The organism is Spiroplasma sabaudiense Ar-1343 (assembly GCF_000565215.1).
GTDB lineage: Bacteria > Bacillota_I > Bacilli_A > Mycoplasmatales > Mycoplasmataceae > Spiroplasma_B > Spiroplasma_B sabaudiense.
This window is the reverse complement of the sequence record NZ_CP006934.1, coordinates 1021771-1044156: the sequence shown is the minus strand read 5'-3', so window position 1 is coordinate 1044156 and position 22386 is coordinate 1021771. Positions and strand designations below refer to the sequence as shown.

At 29.2% G+C, this 22386-nt stretch carries 15 protein-coding genes; 9 read left to right on the top strand and 6 right to left on the bottom strand.

Features of this window, described 5'->3' with window-relative positions:
* Window positions 1–48: 48 nt before the first annotated feature.
* The 3 genes from SSABA_RS04725 to SSABA_RS04715 are packed head-to-tail and all read right to left on the bottom strand — an operon-like array spanning window position 49 to window position 4170.
* Complete coding sequence (locus SSABA_RS04725; protein WP_025251445.1) at window positions 49–783, bottom strand: ABC transporter ATP-binding protein; 735 nt, start codon at window positions 781–783, stop codon at window positions 49–51.
* Between the two features lie 12 nt (window positions 784–795).
* Window positions 796–2457: a hypothetical protein gene (locus SSABA_RS04720; protein ID WP_025251444.1), complete on the bottom strand. Its 1662-nt coding sequence runs from the start codon at window positions 2455–2457 to the stop codon at window positions 796–798.
* A gap of 18 nt (window positions 2458–2475) precedes the next feature.
* Complete coding sequence (locus SSABA_RS04715) at window positions 2476–4170, bottom strand: hypothetical protein (protein ID WP_025251443.1); 1695 nt, start codon at window positions 4168–4170, stop codon at window positions 2476–2478.
* 266 nt (window positions 4171–4436) lie between these two features.
* On the opposite strand from SSABA_RS04715, the gene SSABA_RS04710 reads away from it, so the two are divergent.
* From SSABA_RS04710 to mreB (SSABA_RS04690), 5 genes are all read left to right on the top strand, one after another.
* Entirely contained in the window at window positions 4437–5225 is a 789-nt protein-coding gene (locus tag SSABA_RS04710) for an ATP-binding cassette domain-containing protein (RefSeq protein ID WP_025251442.1), read from the top strand.
* The gene (locus tag SSABA_RS04705) at window positions 5215–6747 is read left to right on the top strand and encodes an ABC transporter permease (RefSeq protein WP_025251441.1); all 1533 of its coding nucleotides are present in this window, start codon (window positions 5215–5217) and stop codon (window positions 6745–6747) included. The genes SSABA_RS04710 and SSABA_RS04705 overlap by 11 nt, the downstream gene beginning before the upstream one ends.
* Window positions 6748–6953: 206 nt before the next feature.
* The gene (gene mreB, locus SSABA_RS04700; protein ID WP_025251440.1) at window positions 6954–8000 is read left to right on the top strand and encodes a rod shape-determining protein; all 1047 of its coding nucleotides are present in this window, start codon (window positions 6954–6956) and stop codon (window positions 7998–8000) included.
* A gap of 46 nt (window positions 8001–8046) precedes the next feature.
* Window positions 8047–9090, top strand: coding sequence for a rod shape-determining protein (gene mreB, locus SSABA_RS04695; RefSeq protein WP_038673696.1), 1044 nt, complete (start codon window positions 8047–8049; stop codon window positions 9088–9090).
* An 86-nt stretch (window positions 9091–9176) separates the two neighbouring features.
* Window positions 9177–10208, top strand: a complete 1032-nt coding sequence (mreB, locus tag SSABA_RS04690; RefSeq protein WP_038673694.1) for a rod shape-determining protein — start codon at window positions 9177–9179, stop codon at window positions 10206–10208.
* A gap of 156 nt (window positions 10209–10364) precedes the next feature.
* Here mreB (SSABA_RS04690) and SSABA_RS04685 read toward each other — a convergent pair whose 3' ends face one another.
* Both SSABA_RS04685 and SSABA_RS04680 read right to left on the bottom strand, forming a co-directional pair.
* Window positions 10365–11162: a ribosome-inactivating family protein gene (locus SSABA_RS04685; RefSeq protein WP_025251437.1), complete on the bottom strand. Its 798-nt coding sequence runs from the start codon at window positions 11160–11162 to the stop codon at window positions 10365–10367.
* 48 nt (window positions 11163–11210) lie between these two features.
* Complete coding sequence (locus SSABA_RS04680) at window positions 11211–12002, bottom strand: ribosome-inactivating family protein (RefSeq protein ID WP_025251436.1); 792 nt, start codon at window positions 12000–12002, stop codon at window positions 11211–11213.
* Window positions 12003–12559: 557 nt separating this feature from the next.
* Here SSABA_RS04680 and mreB (SSABA_RS04675) point away from each other — a divergent pair.
* Window positions 12560–13612, top strand: a complete 1053-nt coding sequence (gene mreB / locus SSABA_RS04675; RefSeq protein ID WP_025251435.1) for a rod shape-determining protein — start codon at window positions 12560–12562, stop codon at window positions 13610–13612.
* A gap of 267 nt (window positions 13613–13879) precedes the next feature.
* A complete protein-coding gene (locus tag SSABA_RS04670) occupies window positions 13880–15712 on the top strand; it encodes a lipoprotein (protein ID WP_025251434.1) in 1833 nt (610 codons plus the stop codon).
* A 790-nt stretch (window positions 15713–16502) separates the two neighbouring features.
* On the opposite strand, the gene SSABA_RS04665 is transcribed toward SSABA_RS04670, so the two are convergent.
* Window positions 16503–18404: a lipoprotein gene (locus SSABA_RS04665; RefSeq protein ID WP_025251433.1), complete on the bottom strand. Its 1902-nt coding sequence runs from the start codon at window positions 18402–18404 to the stop codon at window positions 16503–16505.
* 875 nt (window positions 18405–19279) lie between these two features.
* Here SSABA_RS04665 and SSABA_RS04660 point away from each other — a divergent pair.
* Window positions 19280–21196 carry a lipoprotein gene (locus tag SSABA_RS04660; protein ID WP_025251432.1) on the top strand — a complete coding sequence of 639 codons (1917 nt, stop codon included), beginning with the start codon at window positions 19280–19282 and terminating at the stop codon, window positions 21194–21196.
* A gap of 739 nt (window positions 21197–21935) precedes the next feature.
* Entirely contained in the window at window positions 21936–22262 is a 327-nt protein-coding gene (locus tag SSABA_RS04655; protein ID WP_025251431.1) for an RDD family protein, read from the top strand.
* Window positions 22263–22386 lie beyond the last annotated feature (124 nt).

The window sequence follows — 22386 nt, the reverse complement described above, 5'->3', positions numbered from 1 at the left end:
TAATTGGTATAAAAATAAAAAATATTCCAAAGGAATATTTTTTATTTATTAGTCGTCGTAGACTCCCAAGATATCTTCAATGTTATTTTGCGCTGGTTTAACTAGGCGATTGTGAATTTCCAAGATTGATTCTTTATTTTTATCAAAAGCAGCATCATAAATAATTTTTCCCTTGTCAATGATTATTAAGTGATTTGCAATTTTTTGTAATTCATCAATTAAGTGACTAGTAATTAAAATTGTGATTCCCTGGTGATGTAGCTTGTCGATGATTTCAATAAATTCGGTCTTGGCCTTTATATCTAAGTTGGCAGTGGGCTCATCAAAAATAATAACCTCTGGTTGATAAACTAGTGTTGCTGCAAGAATTGCTTTTTTCTTCATTCCCGCAGATAGCTGACTCAACTTTTGTTCCTTGGAATCTAAAATATTTAAAGATCTTAGAAGTTTGTCCCCGCGCTTTGTAATCTCTTTTTTACCAACCCCATTGAGAAGACCAACAAAGTAGATATAATCCTCTACTTTTAAGTCCAAAGGAATATTATTTGAGTCTGGGAAAAATGCCATTTTTTGCAAATGTTTTTTGGTTATTACCTCATTATTAAAAGTAATTTGTCCTAAATCCAATTTAATTTCCTTAAAAATTGCTTTTATTGTTGTTGTTTTCCCGGCTCCATTATCACCAACAAAAGCGACGACGTCTTGCTTATTGATTTTAAAACTTATATTGTTTATTCCCTTATGGCTTTTATAAACCTTGAAAACGCTTTTTAGTTCTATCATGATTAATCCCCTTTAATTAAATACAGTTTTCTTAAAACTGTATTTGCCAATTATTATTAATACTAAACTTATTGTTATATATTCGATATACATCGCCCAAATAGGTACCACTTCCGTTACTTTTAGATTGTTGACCAAATCATAATAAGAGATAATATCATCGACTTCTGAGCCAAAATCAAGCTGTAACCCATCTTTGACTAGTGGTCCTGAATCTCCAGTAATCATTTTGTGAAGCTTGGCTGTAGAATTTTCTTTATACTTAACTTTAATTTGAGTGTTTACAAAATTATAGTATCAAAATGCTGACATGTTTGTTTTATAAATATCATCAATAACGCGAGGGTTAGTCGCCCCAAATCCCATTTGAGAAAACTGAACCAACGGATTTAAAATCAAGTGAGTTTTAACGATTGGTGAAAATTGATTATCATATTTGTAAATAAAACTTATTAAATCATTGGAAACGCTGTACACAGACTTACCCAAATTTAAAACAATTCAACTACTAAAGACGGCCCCATAACTATTGTTGTAGAATTGTCAAAGTTCTGGTTCAAATTCGTATTTTTTTCGATAATCAATTCGAGAAAATGGATAAAAACCTTCATCCATAAAACCATTACTTAGATTAAATACTTTTTCAAAATCTTTAATGTTATCTTGAATAAATTTAAACATCGGCAAGTAATTGTGATTTGAAAAATTGTTTTGATAATTGGTGACTAAATAGTCAATTGCAGATCTCATTTTTCTTTTGTGATAGGCCTCAAAATCAAAATTTTTTGGAGTATTGAAAGGCAGGAAGCTGCTATCAGTATTTTGAATCGTTATTTTATAATCACTGTTGTCTTTGAAAATTTCATTTATTACTAAAACTACCTCTGGAAGCTGCTCTGGGAGTTGGGTCATTGTAAAATATTCATCACTACTGTCTTGAATTTCTAAAAATTTATAAAACTGTTGCAAGTCTTCCTGTGCTTGAGAAAGCTTAATAGTTTTGTAGAACTCTCAACTATAGTAAGTCTCCAAATTTGTTAAAGGCGCCAGATTAGAAAATTGTGACAATTTTTCTTTAGAGGTATTAACAATAATCCCTCCACTTATCTGACTAAAACCAACAGTAATTACAAAACTAATTGAAACAATAAGTGACGCGATCATTTTTAATCCAGTCATTGTTGTAATTGAAACCGTGCTAACCAATATTATTAATAAACCCAAAAATAAGTAACTGTAAAGAACTCTGATAAACATATAATTATAGACTCCCCAAAAACTTAAGAGACAGTCTAATAAAAAATTGGTAGCCAAAAGAGAGAATCCTAAAAAAAGTGTTAGCAATAATTTATCCCAATAAATTTGTCTTGGGGTTTGCCCTGAGCGTAGTTCTAGATTTATTTTACCGTTTTCTAGCTGCTTGTTGAATAAATCAAATACCACCAAAACTTGAAAACAACCATATAATAAAATTTGCAAAATGAACTTAACAATGAATAAATTTACAAAACTATTAATTTTTGCAAATGCTAAGTCAGAATTTCTAAAATTTATCATAAGCATAATTGATAAGCTAACAGAACTAACAATTGTTAGTGCGGCAGTTGCAATAAGGCTGGGGGTTTTTACTAATAATTTGGTGTTGTACCAAAAAAGCTTACTTTTTATTTTCATAATTACTTCCGTTTCTAATTATAATTTTAAAATTTTAATTTTTAATAAAACATATCCTAAGCCATAAAAGCCAATCGCGATAATGAAGTGTAATAAAAACAAAACTCAAATGGGGACAATTTTTACTACTTTTATTTTCTCAATTAAATTGTAGTAGGAACTGTACTCTCCATCATCCTCGAGAAAATCGGGTTGATAGCCATTCTTTACAATCATTTTTTGATCTTTAGTGGTAATTTTTTTTAGAAGATCATTTGTACCAGGTTTATAATCGATTTTAATAAAGGTATTTGGAAATGTTGAATGGAGCGAAAAATCTAATAAATTAAAAGTGTTATCAAGAAGTGGATTTTTTGAAGTTCCAAATGACATTTGTGAAATTTGAGTTAAAGGATTAAAGATTAAATTGGCTTTAATTGATGGAAGAAACAAATTATCGTATTTATAAATATAGCTAATCAAGTTATCTGACATTGAAAACAAAGCTTTATTAAAATTTAAAATAAATCAATTTGCTAAAAAAGAACCATAATTATTATTATAATTTTTTCAAACCTCTTCAGATATTGGACTATAATTATCCCCCCTTGCAAATAAATCATCTTCGGGTTTGTAATCATCGCTGGAAACTAAGAAAAACGAGGGCTCAAATGAGTTCAAGTTATTTTCTAAAAAATTTATAATTGGAAAATACTTATGGATATCTGGGTTGGAATTATTTTTTAATTCGCTTCCCAAATAGTTTAAACTTTTTGAAAACTGGTAATCGTGTCGATAGCTTGAATAGTTAAAAGAATTAAAATCATAAAATGGCTGCCCGTTTTGGATTTTCAAATCCTTATTATTGTAAGTATATTTTGTTGTTCCCAAAAAACTATCATTGATTGCCTTCTGAATTAAAGCTTCAGTTTCAAAGGTTTGACGCATTGTAAAGTATTCATTAAATTTGGCATTAGAAGATTCCTCTTCATAAATATCTCTACTAAAACTTTTCATTTCGTCATATAAATTATTTGACGTTAAAACTTTATAGTAATTAAAGGTATTGGCCAATTCTCACTCAGCTTGTGCCTGTTGTTGTGCAAAGTTTTTTTGATCGGTTTTTGATGAAAATGAGTGAAAAAAACCGGCCCCAGAAATAATTACTAGCAATGGAATTGAAATCACAAAAACAACAGATATCTTAAAAATTTGAAGTAATAAAATAGTAACTGCAGAAAAGCCAAAGCTAAAACAGAAATAAAATAAATACATAAAAATTGCTTTATTGATAAAAAAATTGTAAGGATTAAATAGCATTATTAAGAAATCTCCTAATGCAACAACCCCAATTATGATTCAAACAATTAAAGTTATCATGAAAATCCGATTAATAAATCAAGAATAAGTTTTTACCCCTGCTCTTGTATATACTGATAACTCTTTGTTGTCAACATCAATTCTAAAAAGTTTTGCTACCAAAATTAAAATGATAAAACCAATAAAAATTATTTGACAAGCAAATTTTAGTGTCAATCAAACATAGAAATTCGTTGACAATTCATCTGCTGCCCCCAAGGTTGCTAAACTAACCGAAAGGGAAATTGCAAAAATTGCGCTAATTGCAGCAAATATTAAAACAACAACTAAAAAACTTTTAATTTCAAATATTTTTTTAATTTTTCATAAAAAAAGCGCCCAAAATTGGTTTTTCTTTTTGACAAATTTATTCATTTGGGTCCTCACATCTCATTTAATTACTAAAAATCTTGATCAACTAGCAGATATCAGTTGATTTTTAAATAATTCTGTCCCAGGATTACCAGGCAGAGATAATAATACGTCGATACAAAATCATTATACTACTTTATAATAATTATTTTTAAAGATTTTATTTATATTTTATAAAAATTTTTATTTGTTTTAAATTTAAATTTCTTTATTTTCATAAAATTGTGTAAATTTGAATAACGCGTCGATTTGCAAAGAGAAGTTTATTAATGATAAAATTAATTTATATTTTTAAAAATATAAAAAAGGAAAATAATCAAATGTTTGAAATAAAGAATTTAAACAAAAGTTTTGGAACTAAAAAAATTCTAATTGATATTAACTTAACTTTTAAAAAAGGCGAGGTTTGCGGAATTTTAGGAAACAACGGCGTTGGCAAGACAACGTTACTAAAGACAATTTTTAATGAGCATCTACCAGATTCAGGTGAAATTTCTCTTGAAGGGAAAAAACTTGAAAAAAGCGATTTTGATAAAATGTTTTTCTTTGTGGAGAGTAACGAGATGCCCGGAAATGTCTCAGTTGAAATTTATTGCAAATATATTTTTAACTTGCTTTTAAGAAAGGATTTCCCAATTACTGAAATTAATGATCTAAAGTGGCTTTTTGATTACAATCAATTTAAAAAAACAAAAATAAAGAAGTTGTCTGCAGGGCAAAGAAAAATGTTATCATTACTAATTCTCTTTTTGATAGATTCTGAAATAGTTTTTTTTGATGAACCAACTGCAAATCTTGATGCTGAAAACAAAGAGGTTGTGATTAAGGTAATTCAGGGTTTGAAGCTTAAAGGTAAAACGATTATCATTATTACCCATCTAATTGAGGAGATTGAACTTCTACTAGACCGCGTTATCATTATAAAAAAAGGTGAAGTAGTCTTAAATAAACCCAAGAAAGATATTAAAGATCTGGTTCACACATATCATAAAACCATTGATTTAAACAAAAGCGAAAAAATTGAAATGATTGAGAGGTACTTTAATAATGAAAAATAATTTTTTCGGTTTATTAAAAACGATTTCAGCTGGTTGTCTAAAAAATGTACCAATTATACTGTTGTCGGTTTTGACAATATTAATTAACTTAATTACTGGAATTGTAATCGTTTATTATGCGAATGTTTATTGAGAGGCTTATGTATCATGGTTTTCTATTATATCTAATGCACTAGTATCAATTTTTTTAGCAATTTCGGTTGTTTACTTTGCGACAAAATTATTGAGCGATGATAAAAATAATGGAATCATTTCTTTAGAAAAAAGGTTTGGATTTAATAATAAATCAATTTACTTTACCAGAATATTTATACTTTATGCGTATCTGTCTTTTTTGCTGGGAACTATTTTAGTTTTAAACGGTGTTTTTTATGCCGCTGTTCCTCAAAAAGAAATTTACTACCAAGTTTTTATTGCCAAACTTGGCTGATATTTTATTTTTGCTTTAATGATGGCAACTTTTTCGGTTGTTTTTAACTTACTTATTGCAAATTCGCTTTCTTCAGTTATTAGTATAAGTATTTCTTTTCTAACTCTTTTTTTTATTTTATCATTCTCGCAATTGGTTCCAGAGGGTAAGGTTAATATAAAAAACGAGGAATACTATGATTTTGAGACAATTGAATTAGGCTCTCAAATTTATAAAGTTACTGAGATTAATAAAGTTTTTGAGCAAAGTGATTTAGCAAAAAAAATAGTATCTCAAGGAAAAGAAGTGGAAGAAAATTTAATCAGTGAAATGGATTTTGATAGGGTTGACGGTTTCTTGTTTGGCCCAGCACTTTGGTTTGATGGAAATAAAAATGGTTTTCAAATACTAGATGACTACCCTGAATATGAAGACTATAATAACCTAATTAATTATTTTCATAATTTATTTGAAAAATCTTACAATGTTAAAATTCAATATAGTGACTTATATGAATTTAACTATGGTACAGAAAAATTTGAACCAAACCAATTAATAAAGTTTTTAAAAAATAATAACAAAAAACCTGAGTATCTTTTCATTAACGATTTAATGGAAGTATACTTCACAAATTTTTATTTGCAAAATTCATCAATCAAATGAACAAGTTATTGGAGAATGGGAGATTACGGTTCTCAAATTAAAGAAGGTTATCATTCAGCAGCAGAACTTTTATTTTTTAAGGCATTGAATCACTCTATCCAAATCCAGCAAACAGAGTTTAAAAAAATTGAAGTTGATATTATGAATCAAATCTACTCAAAAAACCGAATGCAAAATCTTTTCAACCCATTAATGCAGTTAACAAATATGTGATATGGAAGAATGTATTGTGATGATGTTTATTATGATTATTTTTATCGCCAGTATGAACCTGTAAATTCAAAAATCGACTTTAAAGTAAAATCAAAGATCAATCCTCAAACCCAAAAAACTGAGTACTATTTTGTAAAAAATCCGATTCTGGAGTTCACTTACATTTTCTATACTTTATTATTTTTTGGGACAAACCTAATATTTTTCTTTTATTTCAATAAAAAAAGTAATGTGTAATTTATTAAAAAATTACTACTGTAATAGGGAAATAAACGATATAATCAAAAAGTCTAGATGATAATAAATATAATATTTTACAAGACAAATTGCTATTAATTGGTGTTTTTGTTATAATAAATGTAGGTTACGTCCTGCATTTTTTTATGTGCTGGTGCGTAATTATAGAATGACAAGATTGTCATAGAAATAAAGGAGATTATCAAATGGCATTAGCAGCTACTAAAAAAAGCAATAGACCTACATTCGTATCAATGGATTTAGGTACTGCTAACACTCTAGTTTATATCACAGGACAAGGAATCGTTTATAACGAACCTTCAATCGTAGCATATAGAATTAAAGAAAACAAAATCGTTGCCGTAGGGGAAGAAGCCTACAAAATGATCGGTAAAGGAAACAAAACAATCCGTGTCGTAAGACCAATGGTTGATGGAGTTATTACTGATATTCGTGCAACCGAAGCACAATTAAGATACATCTTTGCAAAATTAAGAATTGCAAAAACTCTAAAAAACTCAATTATGTTATTAGCATGTCCTTCAGTAATTACTGAATTAGAAAAAACTGCTCTTAAAAAAATTGCAATGAACTTAGGAGCTGTTCAAGTATTCGTTGAAGAAGAAGTTAAAATGGCTGCACTTGGTGGAGGGGTAAATATTTACGCTCCAACTGGAAACCTAATCGTTGATATGGGTGGGGGAACTACTGATATTGCAGTTCTTGCATCAGGAGATATCGTTTTATCAAAATCTATTAAAGTTGCAGGGAACTACTTAAATGATGAATGTCAAAAATTCATCCGTTCACAATATGGTCTAGAAATTGGATCAAAAACTGCTGAATCAATCAAAGTTAATATCGGGTCATTATCAAAATACCCAGACGAAAGACGTATGAAAGTTTATGGACGTGACGTTGTTTCAGGATTACCAAGAGAAATCGAAATTACACCAGAAGAAATCCGTGAAGTATTAAAAGTACCAGTATCAAGAATTATTGACTTAACTGTTCAAGTATTAGAAGATACTCCACCAGAATTAGCTGGAGATATTTTCAGAAACGGTATTACTTTATGTGGTGGGGGAGCATTAATCAAAGGTATTGATAAATACTTCGCAGATACTCTACAATTACCAACAAAAATTGGTGAACAACCATTACTAGCCGTAATTAACGGAACTAAAAAATTCGAATCTGAAATTTTTGAAATTATTAAAGCGCAAAGAAATCACTCTGAAGTTTCATATTAATCCCATTTTAAATTTAAATTAAGAAAATTGAAAAAGGAGAGAAAATATGATTAAACCAGATAGCGCGGCCTTTATTTCCCTTGACTTAGGAACATCAAACATTTTAGCTTATGTTGCTGGTCAAGGAGTAGTTTATAACCAACCATCATTAATGGCTTACGATGTTAATACAAATGAATTAATTTGTCTTGGAATCGAAGCTTATGAAATGGCTGGAAAAACTCACGAAGGTATTAGAATGGTAACTCCATTAGTTGATGGAGTTATCGCAGACTTAGAAGCTGCATCAGATCTTTTAAAACATATTTTTGGAAGATTACAAATGATGAATTCATGAAAAAACTCAGTTGTTCTATTGGCTTGTCCAAGTGGAGTTACTGAATTGGAACGTGAAGCATTAAAAATGGTTGCCAAAGATATGGGAGCTGGATTAGTATTAATTGAAGAAGAAGCTAAAATGGCTGCTTTAGGAGCTGGAATTAACATTGACTTACCAATGGGTAACTTAGTGTTAGACATCGGTGGGGGAACTACTGATGTGGCAATTATCTCTGCTGGAGAAATTGTTGTTTCAAAATCACTTAAAAATGCTGGAAACTTCTTTGACGAAGAAATTCGTAAATATATTCGTTCAGAATATAACATCTCAGTTGGTAGAAAAAGTGCTGAAAACGTGAAAAAAGAAATTGGATCACTTGTTAAGTACCCAGCTGAAAGAGCAATGCAAGTTTATGGACGTGACATTGTTTCTGGATTACCAAAAGAAGCACGAATTACTTCAGAAGAAATTCGTAACGTTTTACTAAATTCATTTAGTAAAATTACTGATTTATTAATTGAATTATTAGAGGAAACTCCACCAGAATTAGCTGGAGATATCATGAGAAATGGTATCACTATTTGTGGAGGGGGAGCAATGATTAGAAATATTGAAAGATATTTCATTGATATCTTCCAAATTCCTGCTAGAACTGCCAAAGATCCATTAAATTGTGTTATTGATGGTACTAAGCTATTCGAAAAAACAGTAAGAAGACGTTTAGAAAACGGTCTATATCCTAAAGACGAAAAAAGTTTTCTTTCTTTCTAATTCAAACCAACAACAAGATAACAAAACTTGTTGTTTTTTATTAAAATAGATTCTTAACTAAGAATCAAATTAAAGGAGAAATAAAAATGAACGAAAATGTGTTTATTTCATTAGATTTAGGAACATCAAACGTTTTAGCTTATGTTGCTGGACAGGGAATCGTTTATAACGAACCCTCAATTATGGCCTATGATAACTATACTAACTCACTAGTGGCATTAGGAAACGATGCTTACGAAATGGTTGGTAAAACTCACGAAGGAATCCGTATGGTTATTCCAATTCGTGATGGAGTTATCTCAGACTTAGAAGCAACCTCAGATTTACTAAAAAGTATTTTTGCTAGATTACGAATGACAAATTCATGAAAAAATTCTATTGTCCTATTGGCTTGTCCAAGTGGAGTAACTGAATTAGAACGTGATGCTTTGAAAAAAGTTGCTATGTCAATGGGAGCAGAAATAGTATTAGTTGAAGAAGAAGTTAAAATGGCTGCAATTGGAGCCGGATTAAACATTGACTTACCAAGAGGTCACTTAGTGTTAGACATCGGTGGGGGAACTACTGATGTGGCGCTAATCTCATCTGGTGAAGTTGTTGTTTCAAAATCAATCCGTGTTGCTGGAACTTCATTTGATATGGAAATCCAAAAATATGTTCGTTCAGAATACAATATTTCAATCGGAGAAAAAACTGCCGAAAATCTTAAAAAACAAATCGGATCATTGGTTAAATATCCAGGAGAACGTGTAATGCAAATTTATGGGCGTGACATTGTTTCTGGATTACCAAAAGAAGCACGAATTACTTCAGATGAAGTTCGTAACGTTTTACTAAATGCATTTAGTAAAATTACTGATTTATTAATTGAGGTTTTAGAAGCAACTCCACCAGAATTAGCTGGAGATATTATGAAATTGGGAATCACAATTTGTGGTGGGGGAGCATTAATTAGAAATGTTGAAAAATACTTCTATGACATCTTCCAAATACCAGCAAAAATTGCACCCGATCCATTAAATTGTGTTATTGAAGGAACAAAATTATTCCAAAAAACAGTTGAAAGACGTTTGGAAAACGGAATGTACAAAAAAACAAGAATGAAAGACTTCTTTTAAAAACTATTAAAACCGACCCAATTGGGTCGGTTTTTTTATGTAAAAATATTGTATTGCAAAAAGTCGATTGTGTTTCTTAAATTTTAAAATTAAAAAATCCGATTAAGTTAACAACCGGATTAAAATTATTAAAGAAAATATTTTTTTAAGTTTTGATTACGATCTTGGAGCTTTCAAAACTGCTATTTTTTCTTTTGCTTCATCTTCATAGCCATCTAAGAAAGCATCTGATATGTCTCCCCATCTAGTAGCATCCGGTCTTATTTGGGTTTGTCAGTTGATGTAACCTCCCTCGATTCAAATAAGTCTGGTTAAGTAAGCAAAATTGAAAAATCGCATTGCTTCAGAAGTTGCGAATATAATTTGAACTAGTGCTTTTTTTACTCTATCATTGCTAACCCCATTAAATTTAATTATTTCATAAAAAGCGTTCTCCAACGAATTTCTGGAAATAATTAATTGTTGTGAGCCTATTAAATTATTGTAGTTACCTGGAAAACCAAATCCAATTGCTGTTGTATTTGGAATGCTAGTAATAACTGAGTCATTGAAATAATAATATCGATCTCCTCCACCAGTTGGAATTGGGGCCACAATTCCATCAATATATAAGGTATCTGGATTCATTATTAATCTATAAGATTGGCCATTGGCCATTCTTCCTGTCAGATTTATAAATTCAACTCGATTGCTAGCAAATCCTGTCAGCAGGTCAATTTCTTGTCCAATACTATTTTGTACTCCAGTGGTTCTAGTAATTTCGTTATCTCTTAATCTTAAAACGTTTGACACTATTTGGCAATCCACAGGTTCGTCATCATCAAAATTGATTTGTAATTCTGTTACTACTCGATTTTGTTTTTCAATTTGATTGGTTGCCACTGGTTGAGTTAAAGCTGAAATTGCAGAATGTCCCACCGTGAATATTGACAATAAGCTAATTAAAATTTTCATATAAACTCCTTCTTTGATTGGTTAAAATTCATTTAATAAAAATATTTATTAATTTGGGCTAATTTTTTTTAAGACACTTAAGTTTTCCTTGGCATTTTCAAAATTGCTTTCATGAAATTCATCTGATCATTTACCTCAGTTATTTAAATAAAGTTTTTTTTGGATTTGTCAGTCATATCCTGCTTCATAATTTCAAATTTGACCTACTCGGTCAGCCATTTTGAAAAATCTAAATGATTCAGTTGTTACAAGCATTGCAGCAACCAGATGCTTTTTCATAATTAGTGGGTTACCTGAATAATTAGCGATACTATTGAAAGCGTGTGCCATTGAATCTCTTGTTACTATAAATTCTGCATCTCCTATTAAATCAGAATAATAATTAGTGTAGTATAAGTTTTCTACATATGTTGTTCCTATGTTTTTAATTTTTGCATTTGAAAAATAAACATACTTAAATTGCGTATCGTTTGAATCAAGTTGAATGAAACCTTGTAATTCTAAATCTTCAGGATTTAGAATTAGAACAGCCCTTTTGCCGGTTTCTAGATATATACTAACAGTAATCAAATCAAATTTTTGAGAACCTCTATCAGTCAGTGTACCTATTGCTTCACCTTGATGATTTTTTATGCTGGTGTTTTCTGTGATACCGCTTACCATTAACCTGGCAACATTTGATTTGATTTGGGATGCAACATCATAAGTTCCGTTCAAATTCATATTCAATAAAAATGTGTCCCTATTATTAATTTCTTTGTCTTTAATTACTGGAATTGCTAAATTTAATGAGGAAATACCTAAGAACGATGCTGAAAGCATGCTAAATAAAAACTTCATAAAATTTTCTCCTTTTCTCATACCCACCCAACCGCCGTTAAAGTTACTTAATAGGATTGATTTCATAAAAGAATATATTTAGTATGATTAATGATTAATTTTTTAAAAGTAATAGTCATAATAATTATTTCACTTTTTATTAATTATTCAAGTAATTCTATATATAGTTTTAAATTGTGTAAGCCAAAAAAAATATAATATAGAAAAGTTTCACTTCAACTATTGCGGTTTGCAAAAGAAACCAATTAACTATTGTTGAAAATAAATGTTTTCATTTTCCAACCAGTCGATTTTTATTTTTTAAATACTGCTTAACATAATTAAGTTTTTAATTTAATTTTTTATAATTTAACGAATATAACTTTATAACTATATTTTTACAAAAGATTTTTTTAAGTTAAATTTTAGTTCATAAATCTTGTAAAATAACACTAATAATATTTATCTAACCACGCATTATCGCAATAAGACTAAAAAATAGTAGCATATCATCGTAATTTATATTAAAATTATATAGTCTATTTCTTCTCGAAGATTAAATAGATGTAGGAGAAAAAATGAAAATAGAAGAAAAACAATTTATAGCTCTTGATTTAGGAACATCAAACGTTTTAGCTTATGTTGGTAAAAAAGGAATCGTTTATAATGAACCTTCAATTATGGCCTATGATAACTTAAACAATTCTTTAATCGCCTTAGGTCATGAAGCTTATGAGATGGTTGGAAAAACAAATGATAATACAAGAATGGTTGTTCCGATCAAGGACGGAATTATTGCCGACATGGATGCAGCAAAAGATTTACTAAAAAATATTTTTGGTAAACTAAAAATGATGGATATTTGAAAAAATTCTGTTGTTCTTTTAGCTTGTCCAAGTGGAGTGACCGAACTAGAACGTGATGCTTTGAAAAAGGTTGCTATGGATTTAGGAGCAGACATGGTTGTTGTAGAAGAAGAAATTAAACTTGCAGCAATCGGAGCTGGACTAAACATTACGCTACCAAGAGGAAGTGTAGCGATTGATATTGGTGGGGGAACTACTGATGTTGCAATTATTGCTTCTGGGGAAATTATTACTTCAAGATCAATTAAAGCCGCAGGAACATCATTTGATGATGATATTAAAAAATACATTCGCTCAGAGTATAACGTTAACATTGGTGATAAATCTGCTGAAAATATTAAAATTCAAATTGGATCACTTGGAAAATACAATGCTGAAAGAAGTATGTCAGTTTTTGGACGTGACGTTGTTTCTGGATTACCAAAAGAGGCTGTGGTTTCAGCTGAAGAAATTCGCAACGTTTTAATAAACTCTTTTAGTAAAATCACTGACTTGTTTATCGAGTTATTAGAAGCAACTCCACCAGAATTAGCTGGAGATATTATTAAATATGGAATCACAATTTGTGGTGGGGGAGCATTAATTAGAAATGTTGAAAAATACTTTAGTGATATTTTTTCAATTCCTTGTAAAATTGCCAAAGACCCACTAATGACTGTAATTAATGGAGCCAAAGATTATGAAAAAATCATTTTTAATAAATTGGAAAATGGTTTTTACGGTAAAAACGGCCGTAACCTAAAAGAAATTAATAAATTTATGTAATATAGTTTAAAATAAAAGCCCCAAAGACACTGTTTTAGTGTCTTTGGGGCTTTTTAATATGGATTGTAGTAAAAGTAATGGAATTCCAAACAAATAATTGCCTAGAAGCTCGATAGAGCGACAAAAATAAAACAAACTTTTAAAAATTTGTCTCTGAGTTTGTTAAATTGAAATTAATTTTGTTTAAATTTGGTATTTTTCTTAATTTCACAATACTTGTGAATTAATAATTTTTAATTAACATTTATTAATAAAGGAGAAACAAATATGAAAAAATTACTATCAATTTTAGCTGCTACTACGATGGTTGTTTCCGCTCCATTGAGTGTTGTTGCTTGTGGGGATGGAACTGGAGATGTTCTAGATCCAAATTGAGATTTTAATACTGCCAATAATGCGTTGATGGGTATTTTAAGTTCTATTTATCAGGAAAATTTAGCCGAAGACTTCTCTGATTATTTTTTTACAAATGATGAAGATATTCAAAGTAAAAAATTATTTGACAATATTTCTTTAGAATTGTTAAAAAAAGAATTGGACGGTAAAGACTCAAAAATTGTGGATGTTAAATCAGATAATTTTAAAAAGATGGCCAGTGATTTAGAAAAATTGCCAAATAAGGATAAATTAACTAAAGATACAAACAATAAAGTTGTTAAAAATGTCAACTACAAACAACTTTTAGTAAATGGTAATCAAAACCCTTTTGAGACAAGTGAAATTAAAGTTGCCTCAATTCAATTATATAAGTTAGACGAAGATGTTTGTTCAATGCAATTTAGAACAGAATCAACTTACCAAACAGTTGATGCGTCTGGGGATGTTGCTTATAACAATGTCAAATACAATGGTTCGATTACTATTTTTAGTGAAAAGGCGACAGCAGACAGAATGAATGCAATGGCCAAAGATGTTGAAAGAAGAGTTCAAACCCCAACTTGGGCAAATAGTTTTTCAATAAAGTCAGATTCTGGTGATTTATTAGAAGCTTCTAAATTGATTGATCAAAGCACCGAAATAAAAAACAATTTTGAAAAACTTGGAAAAGAAACTATTGATTCAAATACCGATTGAAAAGATTATACTTTTGATAATAAAAAAATGAAGGCAGAATCAAATCTTGATAGATTTATAGCTCCAATACCTGGTAGAACCTGAGGGGATACAACAGGAATGTGGAATGAATGAGGGGCTAATCCTTCAGATGCTGGAATTGAGAATAAATTTAACCAAATAATGAGAAATGGTAGCAAATCAGAAATCGACGAATTTATTAAATTTTACATGGCTCAAAAAGAAGAGGATTTAACATCACTTTTTGGTAAAGATATCGCAATTAGACCAGAAATGTCGACGGTGCCTAGCACTTTGAAGTATATAGAATCAGGATTCAACCGATTTATTAACCCTTTTAGTAATACTGGTGGTTCTATTAACGATGTAAGAGAAATTGCTTGAGAGATAAGAATCGACGAAAGCACAGATTATGCAAGTAACACTGATAAATATCTTCTAGGAGTTCACGAGGCAAACGTTTCTGGGCTTTCTATTTCATATGAATCTAAAATTACATCAGGGAAAACCGTTTCCATTGAGTTACCAACTCAAAAAATTGCTGTAAAACAGAATGTGACAAGAGATTTAAAAGAAGTTTTAGAAGATTATTTCAGAGCCCAAATTGCATTAATGAGAAAAATAAATGGTTTTAGCGACAATAACTCTTCAGTAACAAAAAGAATAATTTCATTGCCTAGAAGTATTCGCGATGACATTAAAACCAATGCTTACTACGATGCACAAGAAGTTTTCCAAGCTATTTATGATGATGCAAGGGAATCTATTGTAAAAGATAATCCAGAATATAATAAACATCTTCATGGTTTTTATTTCGGTCCAGGTAAATATGTACATGTTAAAAGCGACTGAAGTTTTTCATTAGCAGCCGGAGATAAAAGTGAATATGATATTAAATATATTAATCCAAGAAGTTATTTCTATTCAAAAGGAGAAGAACCTTTCACATCAAACCAGTGAGGAAGTATCAGACTAGCATTTAATTTCGGAGCTATTAAAAATGGATCTTGATCATTTAGAAATTAATAAAATAACAAATACTAATCTTTAAAAAATAACCTTCAGGAAACAAAACAATTTCCAATGGTTATTAAAATCCCCTTCCGTAATCATAATTGTTTTTTAATAGTTATGCCTAACTCGTAAGGGGATTTTTTTTGTGCAAAATTAGAGGGGTATTTAGGCTAATGCGAAATACTTTTTTTATAATATCTAGATCGGAGTTTTATAAAAAATTATTTTAATAAGGTGAGAATTTCCATTGTCAAATAATATCTACTATTTGTTGGAAGGTGACACATGTAATTAGAGATTTGTAGGAATAAGAAGTAAGAATTTTTAATTCGATAACTAACTCCGATAAATGAGTGCACCAATTTCAGTAGTAATTGAATTCAATGTATTCTTTTATTTTCTAAAATCCGCTTTCAAACTATTAATTTATATTTGTAAATTAATTTCATATTTTGGGTGCTTAAGATTTTTATATTTTAATTATCAACCCAGTTACCGGAAATTGAAATTAACGCTACTAGGGATTTGTTTTTAAGTTTTTTTTGTAATCAATTCAGAGATGCAGATTGCCTTGGTCTTAATGTGTAATGATTTTTTCTGAATTATTCTTTGAAATTGCATCCTCAAATAATCAAAAATTCAGATTTTTAAAAAAGTATTTGCCTATTAATAAACTGTTTTCAGATATCTACAAGAAAAAATTTCAAAAAAACTGACTTTAAAAGTCAGTTTTTTTGAAATTTGTGAAAAACTATAATCATAACTGTATTAATGATTGTTGTGTTTTTGAAATTTTATGTTATTAAAAGCTTTTGAATTTAACTCTATAAATAGCTTTTGGTTGTTTTCCTTCAATTGCATAATCAGTAGCCATAGTAAATCCAATTTTTCCAATAATATTTGATGGACCATAAGAACCCTTGCTAAAATAAGAAGCACCTGGGGAAAAGAATCACGATTTTAGGGGTGTTTTTTCACTATTATAAAATGATAAATCTAAATTTCTTGATATTTTTATATATTCAACTTGATTTTTTTGATCTATAATATTTGATACAGCAAAGTGATTGATGTATTTTTCATGTTCAGGATTTTTGGCAATTACCTTAGCTTTTGCTTCGTCAAACATTGCAGAAAAAAAGTCCTCTGCTTCATAAAATTTATCAACTTCTATTTCTGAATCAAATTTTTCAGGGACTGAAAAATTAAAATTTGAAAAAGTAGAATTATTGTCGTTATATCCATAAAGTTGTTTAAAGAACGCAAATTGAGCCGCAAAAAATTCTTTTTGAACATCAATAGTTGCTTTGGTTGCATTTTGCCTTACCCCAATTTGGATGCTTGGCATTTCAATTTTAACTGTATTTGATGTTATTTTCGATTTATACTCCAAGTTAAACCCTTTGACTTCTGAGTCATAAACTCCCATTAATTTGGCATCGGTATTTGAGCTTAAGTTAGTTGTCTGAGAAAGTGCAAAATTTGATGAATTTTTTTGAATATTTGAAATTATTGGGTCCTTACCATCTTGGTTAAAAAACGGATTAAATGACGTTGTTCAAGAGTTGTCTTTTTCTATAGCTGTCGCCTTCAATGGCCTAGATATATTGTCTTTATGTACCCATTTTTTGTTTGTTGTCTCATAAACTTGATAAGCATTAAGAAAATCCTTTAAACTATCTTCGGAGTTATTGCTTCCAAAATTATTTCAAAAGTTTAAGTAATCATCATCAGTGGTTCCTCAAGTAAAAGCTGGATGATAATTCGGCCATGTTGTAATTTTATAATTCTCAACTCCATAGCCTTTGCCTTCTAAATAACGCATTTTAGGACTTGCTGGAACAAACTTATCAACACTTGACTCAACTTTTAGAGAATCGGTTTTAAAAGTATAGTCTTTTCAATTTGCATTGGTGCTTTTCACTTTATTACCGGCTTCAACAAATTTTGTTCCCACATTAGAACTTTTACTTAAATTTTTAACGTTTTCGTTAACTTGACCACTTTCACTTTCAAAATTAAATGAATTGGCAAATTCTTTTGAATTTAATTCAGCTTCTATTTTTTTAGAAATTTCTTTCATTTCTTGAGAAGCATTTCTTTCTTTAAAAATTGTAATCGAAGACATGTAATTAACAGTTTCATAGGCTTCTTCTCCGGTTTTATCCTTTAAAACATAAGTTGATTCTGTTTTAAATTGAATTGAAAATAAATCTTCGTCAAGTTTTAAAACAGAAATGGTTAAAAAATCTACTTCAGAATTTGCAAAAGGATTTTTTCCATCAACCAGTAATGATCTGTAATTAACATTTTTTACAATTTGACTATCAGCAGATTTTTTTAAATTATCTAGGTTTGGAATCTTTTTCAAATCCTTTGATATTTCATTGAATTCCTTTGAATTTGGTTCAATAACTTTAATAGGAGAACCCGATCCAACAATCTCATTTAAATAAGATGTTGAGATTCTTTCAAAGATTTGATCATCATCAATATCTTCTTGGCTTGTAAAAAAATATTTTTCAAAGTCTTTTGATAAACTGTTTTGATAAACTTGTGTGGCATCTCTCATGAAATCTGCTTTTGCTTCTTCAAAATCAAACTCTTTACCGATTTTGCCACCCTCATCCCCACAAGCAACAACACTTAATGGAGCGGAAACAACCATCGTAGTAGCAGCTAAAATTGATAGTAATTTTTTCATATTTGTTTCTCCTTTATTAATAAATGTTCATTAAAAATTATTATTGAACCACCTATTTTAAATAAAATAATTGACATTACTGTCTTTTTTAATTTATTTCTTGTATTTTTAGAAATCTATTGATGGGTTTCTCTTATTTCTAGATGGCGATGACCAATAATTATTTTTAATGCTGATTTTTCAATATTTTACTAATTATGAAAAAATATTTTAAATTACTTGGACTCATTTCTTAACGGCCGAATAGATTTAATAAATAAATTTTTAAATCTAAAATAAATTAATTTAAATATAAAGACTGCTTTTTACCTAAGTAAACAACAATTTTTCAACGTTTTTTCTTTTAAATTAGCAAATATTTATAATAAAATACTTTCATATACTTTATTACTATACAAATTATAGCATAAATAAGATTAATAGCAATTAAAATGCTTTTGCCCAACTCAGAGAAGATGTCATTTTTAAAGATATTTACTACAAATTAATAATTTAATTTTGATGACAAATATTAATAGATCTTGATGTAATTATTCAATTTTTTAAAGGCGCTTTTAATAAAATGATTCAGAAGTCCTTTTAGTGATTAACTAGATTATCTTTTTGCAAAATTTTAACATTTTAAATTTGCCCATTTATAAAAATGGAGACTAGTCTAAAGAAAGTACAATTAACACTAATAGTTTTTATATTTAGACAATAATATACTTATTTGCTGATTAAATCTTTAAATATGGATTAAAATTCATTAGAAATTGTATTTATTGGTGAATTTCACCCCCGTTTTACAATTTATTTTTTTACAATTTATCCAAATTTAAATTGAGTTCAATAATAATTTCTAATGAACATATATTAATAAAGGAGAAACAAATATGAAAAAATTACTATCAATTTTAGCCGCTACTACGATGGTTGTTTCAGCTCCGTTGAGTGTTGTTGCCTGTGGTGATGAGGGTGGCAAAATTGGCAAAGAGTTTGACTTTGATGAAACAAAAATAGATTTCATGAGAGATATTACACAAGTTTATCAAAATAGTTTATCAAAAGATTATGAAAAATATTTCTTTACAAGTCAAGAAGACATTGAAGATGACAAAATTTTTGACAACATTTCCACATCTTATTTAGATGGAATAATTGAGTCGGGTCCACCTGTAAAAGTTATTGAGCGAGATTCTAAAGAATTTGAAGAAATATCTAAAGATTTAAAAAAAGTTGTTAGTTTGGAAAATTTAAAAAAATCTGCTGACAGCCAAATTGTAAAAAACGTTAACTACAGACCATTACTAGTTGATGGAAAAAATCCGTTTGCAAATTCTGAAATAGACTTTGAAAGTATTTCTGTTTTAAAACTGGACCAAGATTTGTTTTCAATTCAATTCAAAACAGAATCATCTTATGTTTTAAAAGATAAAACCGGAGAAGAAGCATATGAAACTGTGAATTACATGTCTTCAATTACTATTTTTAAGGAGAGAGATGCCGCAGAAGAAATGAAGGAGATTGCCGAAAAAATAGATGACGAAGTAAATTCAAAAGCCTATGCCAACTCATTTAATTTTGAAAGCGATAGTGGTCAAGTTCAAGAAAATGTTAAGATTATAAGCAAGAGCTCTAATGTGGGTACAAAATTTGTTGAAGTTGGTGAAAAAGTCAAAAAAAGTAACCAAAATTGAAAAGACTATACTTTCAAAACTGATTCTTTAAAAGTAGAATCTGGTATTGAAAAGTTTGTTCCAGCCATCTCTGAAAAGCTTTTACATGACGATGATTCCAAGTTCTCTTCAAGATTTCACAAAATTCAAGCATTCGGTGATTATCATACTAATACAACCTGAGCTGATATGAATGAGGGACCATGGCGAGATTTCTGAGATAATTTTGCAGACAACAACTCGGTTGCTCTAGATGATTTTTTAGAAATTTATCAAATTAAAGATCATCGACCAGTAAATAAAATAACAAGTAATTTTATAAATCCTCCAGTAAATGCAAAAATAATTGATACTAACGCTGAATGAACAAGATCATTTAACCCATTCTTTAATTCAGATAATAAGAATCCAATTATTTCAAGTATCACAAAAAAAACACCAAATTTTGCGTTTTCTCAGGCAACTGACTTAAAACAAAATACTGATGCCAAGTTATTGGGAGTTTTCCAATCTGAAGTTAGTGGTTTTAGTCTGCAATATAAATCTAAAATAACAAGTCAAACAGTCTCGATTGAAATGCCAAAGATTCAAATCGGCCTTCGACAAAATGCGACCAAGGCAACAATGGAGGTTCAAAAAGAATTTTTCGCAGCACAGTTTGCATTTTTTCAGGAATTTTATGGCTTAAATGACAATAAATCAAATTTCGAAACTTTCTATTTCTCAATCCCTGAAAAGCTAGAATCAGAAATTCAAACTGATAAATTTTACGAAGCTGAGGAATTACTATCTGCAATGTTCGATGATGTAAAAGCTAAGGTAATTGCCAAAAATCCTGAGCACGAAAAATATCTAAATCATTTCGCTGGATCATCAATATTGGATAAAAAAAGTCAATTAGAGTATATAAAAATATCAAAAAACCTTGATTTATCATTTTACACTAGCGAAAAACAACCTATGAACGATTGGTTTTTTTCTCCAAACGCTTCTTTTTTCAGTAAGGGGTCTTATGGTACAGCAAACGGTGTCGGGAGAATTGGATTTTCTATGCCTACAAATATCGATCCTAGCATATGACCTGATTATCCTGGAAGTAAAGCTAAATATAAAGTTAAATATAAAGAGTCTTAAAAATATCAAATAAATTAAATTCAACATACTTTTGCGAGTAAACAGAAGTATTTTAGAAAAATGGTTCAAGCCGATCCAATTGGATCGGCTTTTCTGTCTCAAAATATGCTACTACTTGTGTCCTTTGTGTTAAATCATCATATAAAACAATATTTCACCTTAATATAGCCAAGCAAGGAATTTAAACATAACCAGGTGAAGGTAATGGGTATATTGGGAGTTATTTTTACTAAATATTTTCTAGATTAATTATAAGTCGCTTGAAAAACTTTTAATAAATTATATTAAATATCTGCCTTATTTTTGTTATAGATAATTCTAGGCAGTGAGAGCTAGCTTTATTAAAAAATAATTAATATTGATAAAATAATTGATTTTGTCATTAATAAAATTTGTTTACAAAAAAGTCTTTTAAATATTTTACAGAATTTGTATAACTGCGATTTTTTGAACATTCAATAAAAACATTTATTTTTGTGAAATAAGAAGCTCAAGAGCTTTAGTCTAAAAATTATTTGCCTGGTTTTATTTTGCTGGAGGCTTGTATTCTTTAATAAACCTTGCTGTTCTTTTCAGCTTTTTTAAAAAGAATCATAAACCCTTGTACGAACATTCTCTCTTAGATCCATAATATTTTAAGTATTTTTTTCAAATAAAACTTTTTCCGTTGTAATAAACTTTTTTTATAATATAATATTTTTAGACTGAATGTAGCAGTTATAGAAAAAAGAGGATTATTATGAAAGCAGCAGGATTTTGAAGACGTTTCGTGGCTTCGTTAATTGACTTGGGATTAACAATTATAACACTAGGAATATATTTTATTTTTAGAATTATTTGATTTTGTCAAGGAAAACCCAACATCGGAATGAGAGTTATGGGATTAAATTACGACCCAGGAAAAGGAAAAATGTTAATGTTGTTCCTATTCTTATTTATTTTGACACCAATGTTTTATGCAGTGACAATTGGAATTGGTTGAATTATTGATATTGTTAGAATTTGTATGAAAAAAGGAACTTTTGCAGAAATGTTTGCAAAAAACTATATTGTAAAAACTGTTTAATTTATATCAATCAAGACATTTTATAAAAAATATTTGAGCACGCCATTGACTAATGATTTAGTTAATGGCGTGCTTTTTATTTGAAATTTCTTTGCAGATTCAAGTTTTTGATATCTTATTTTCA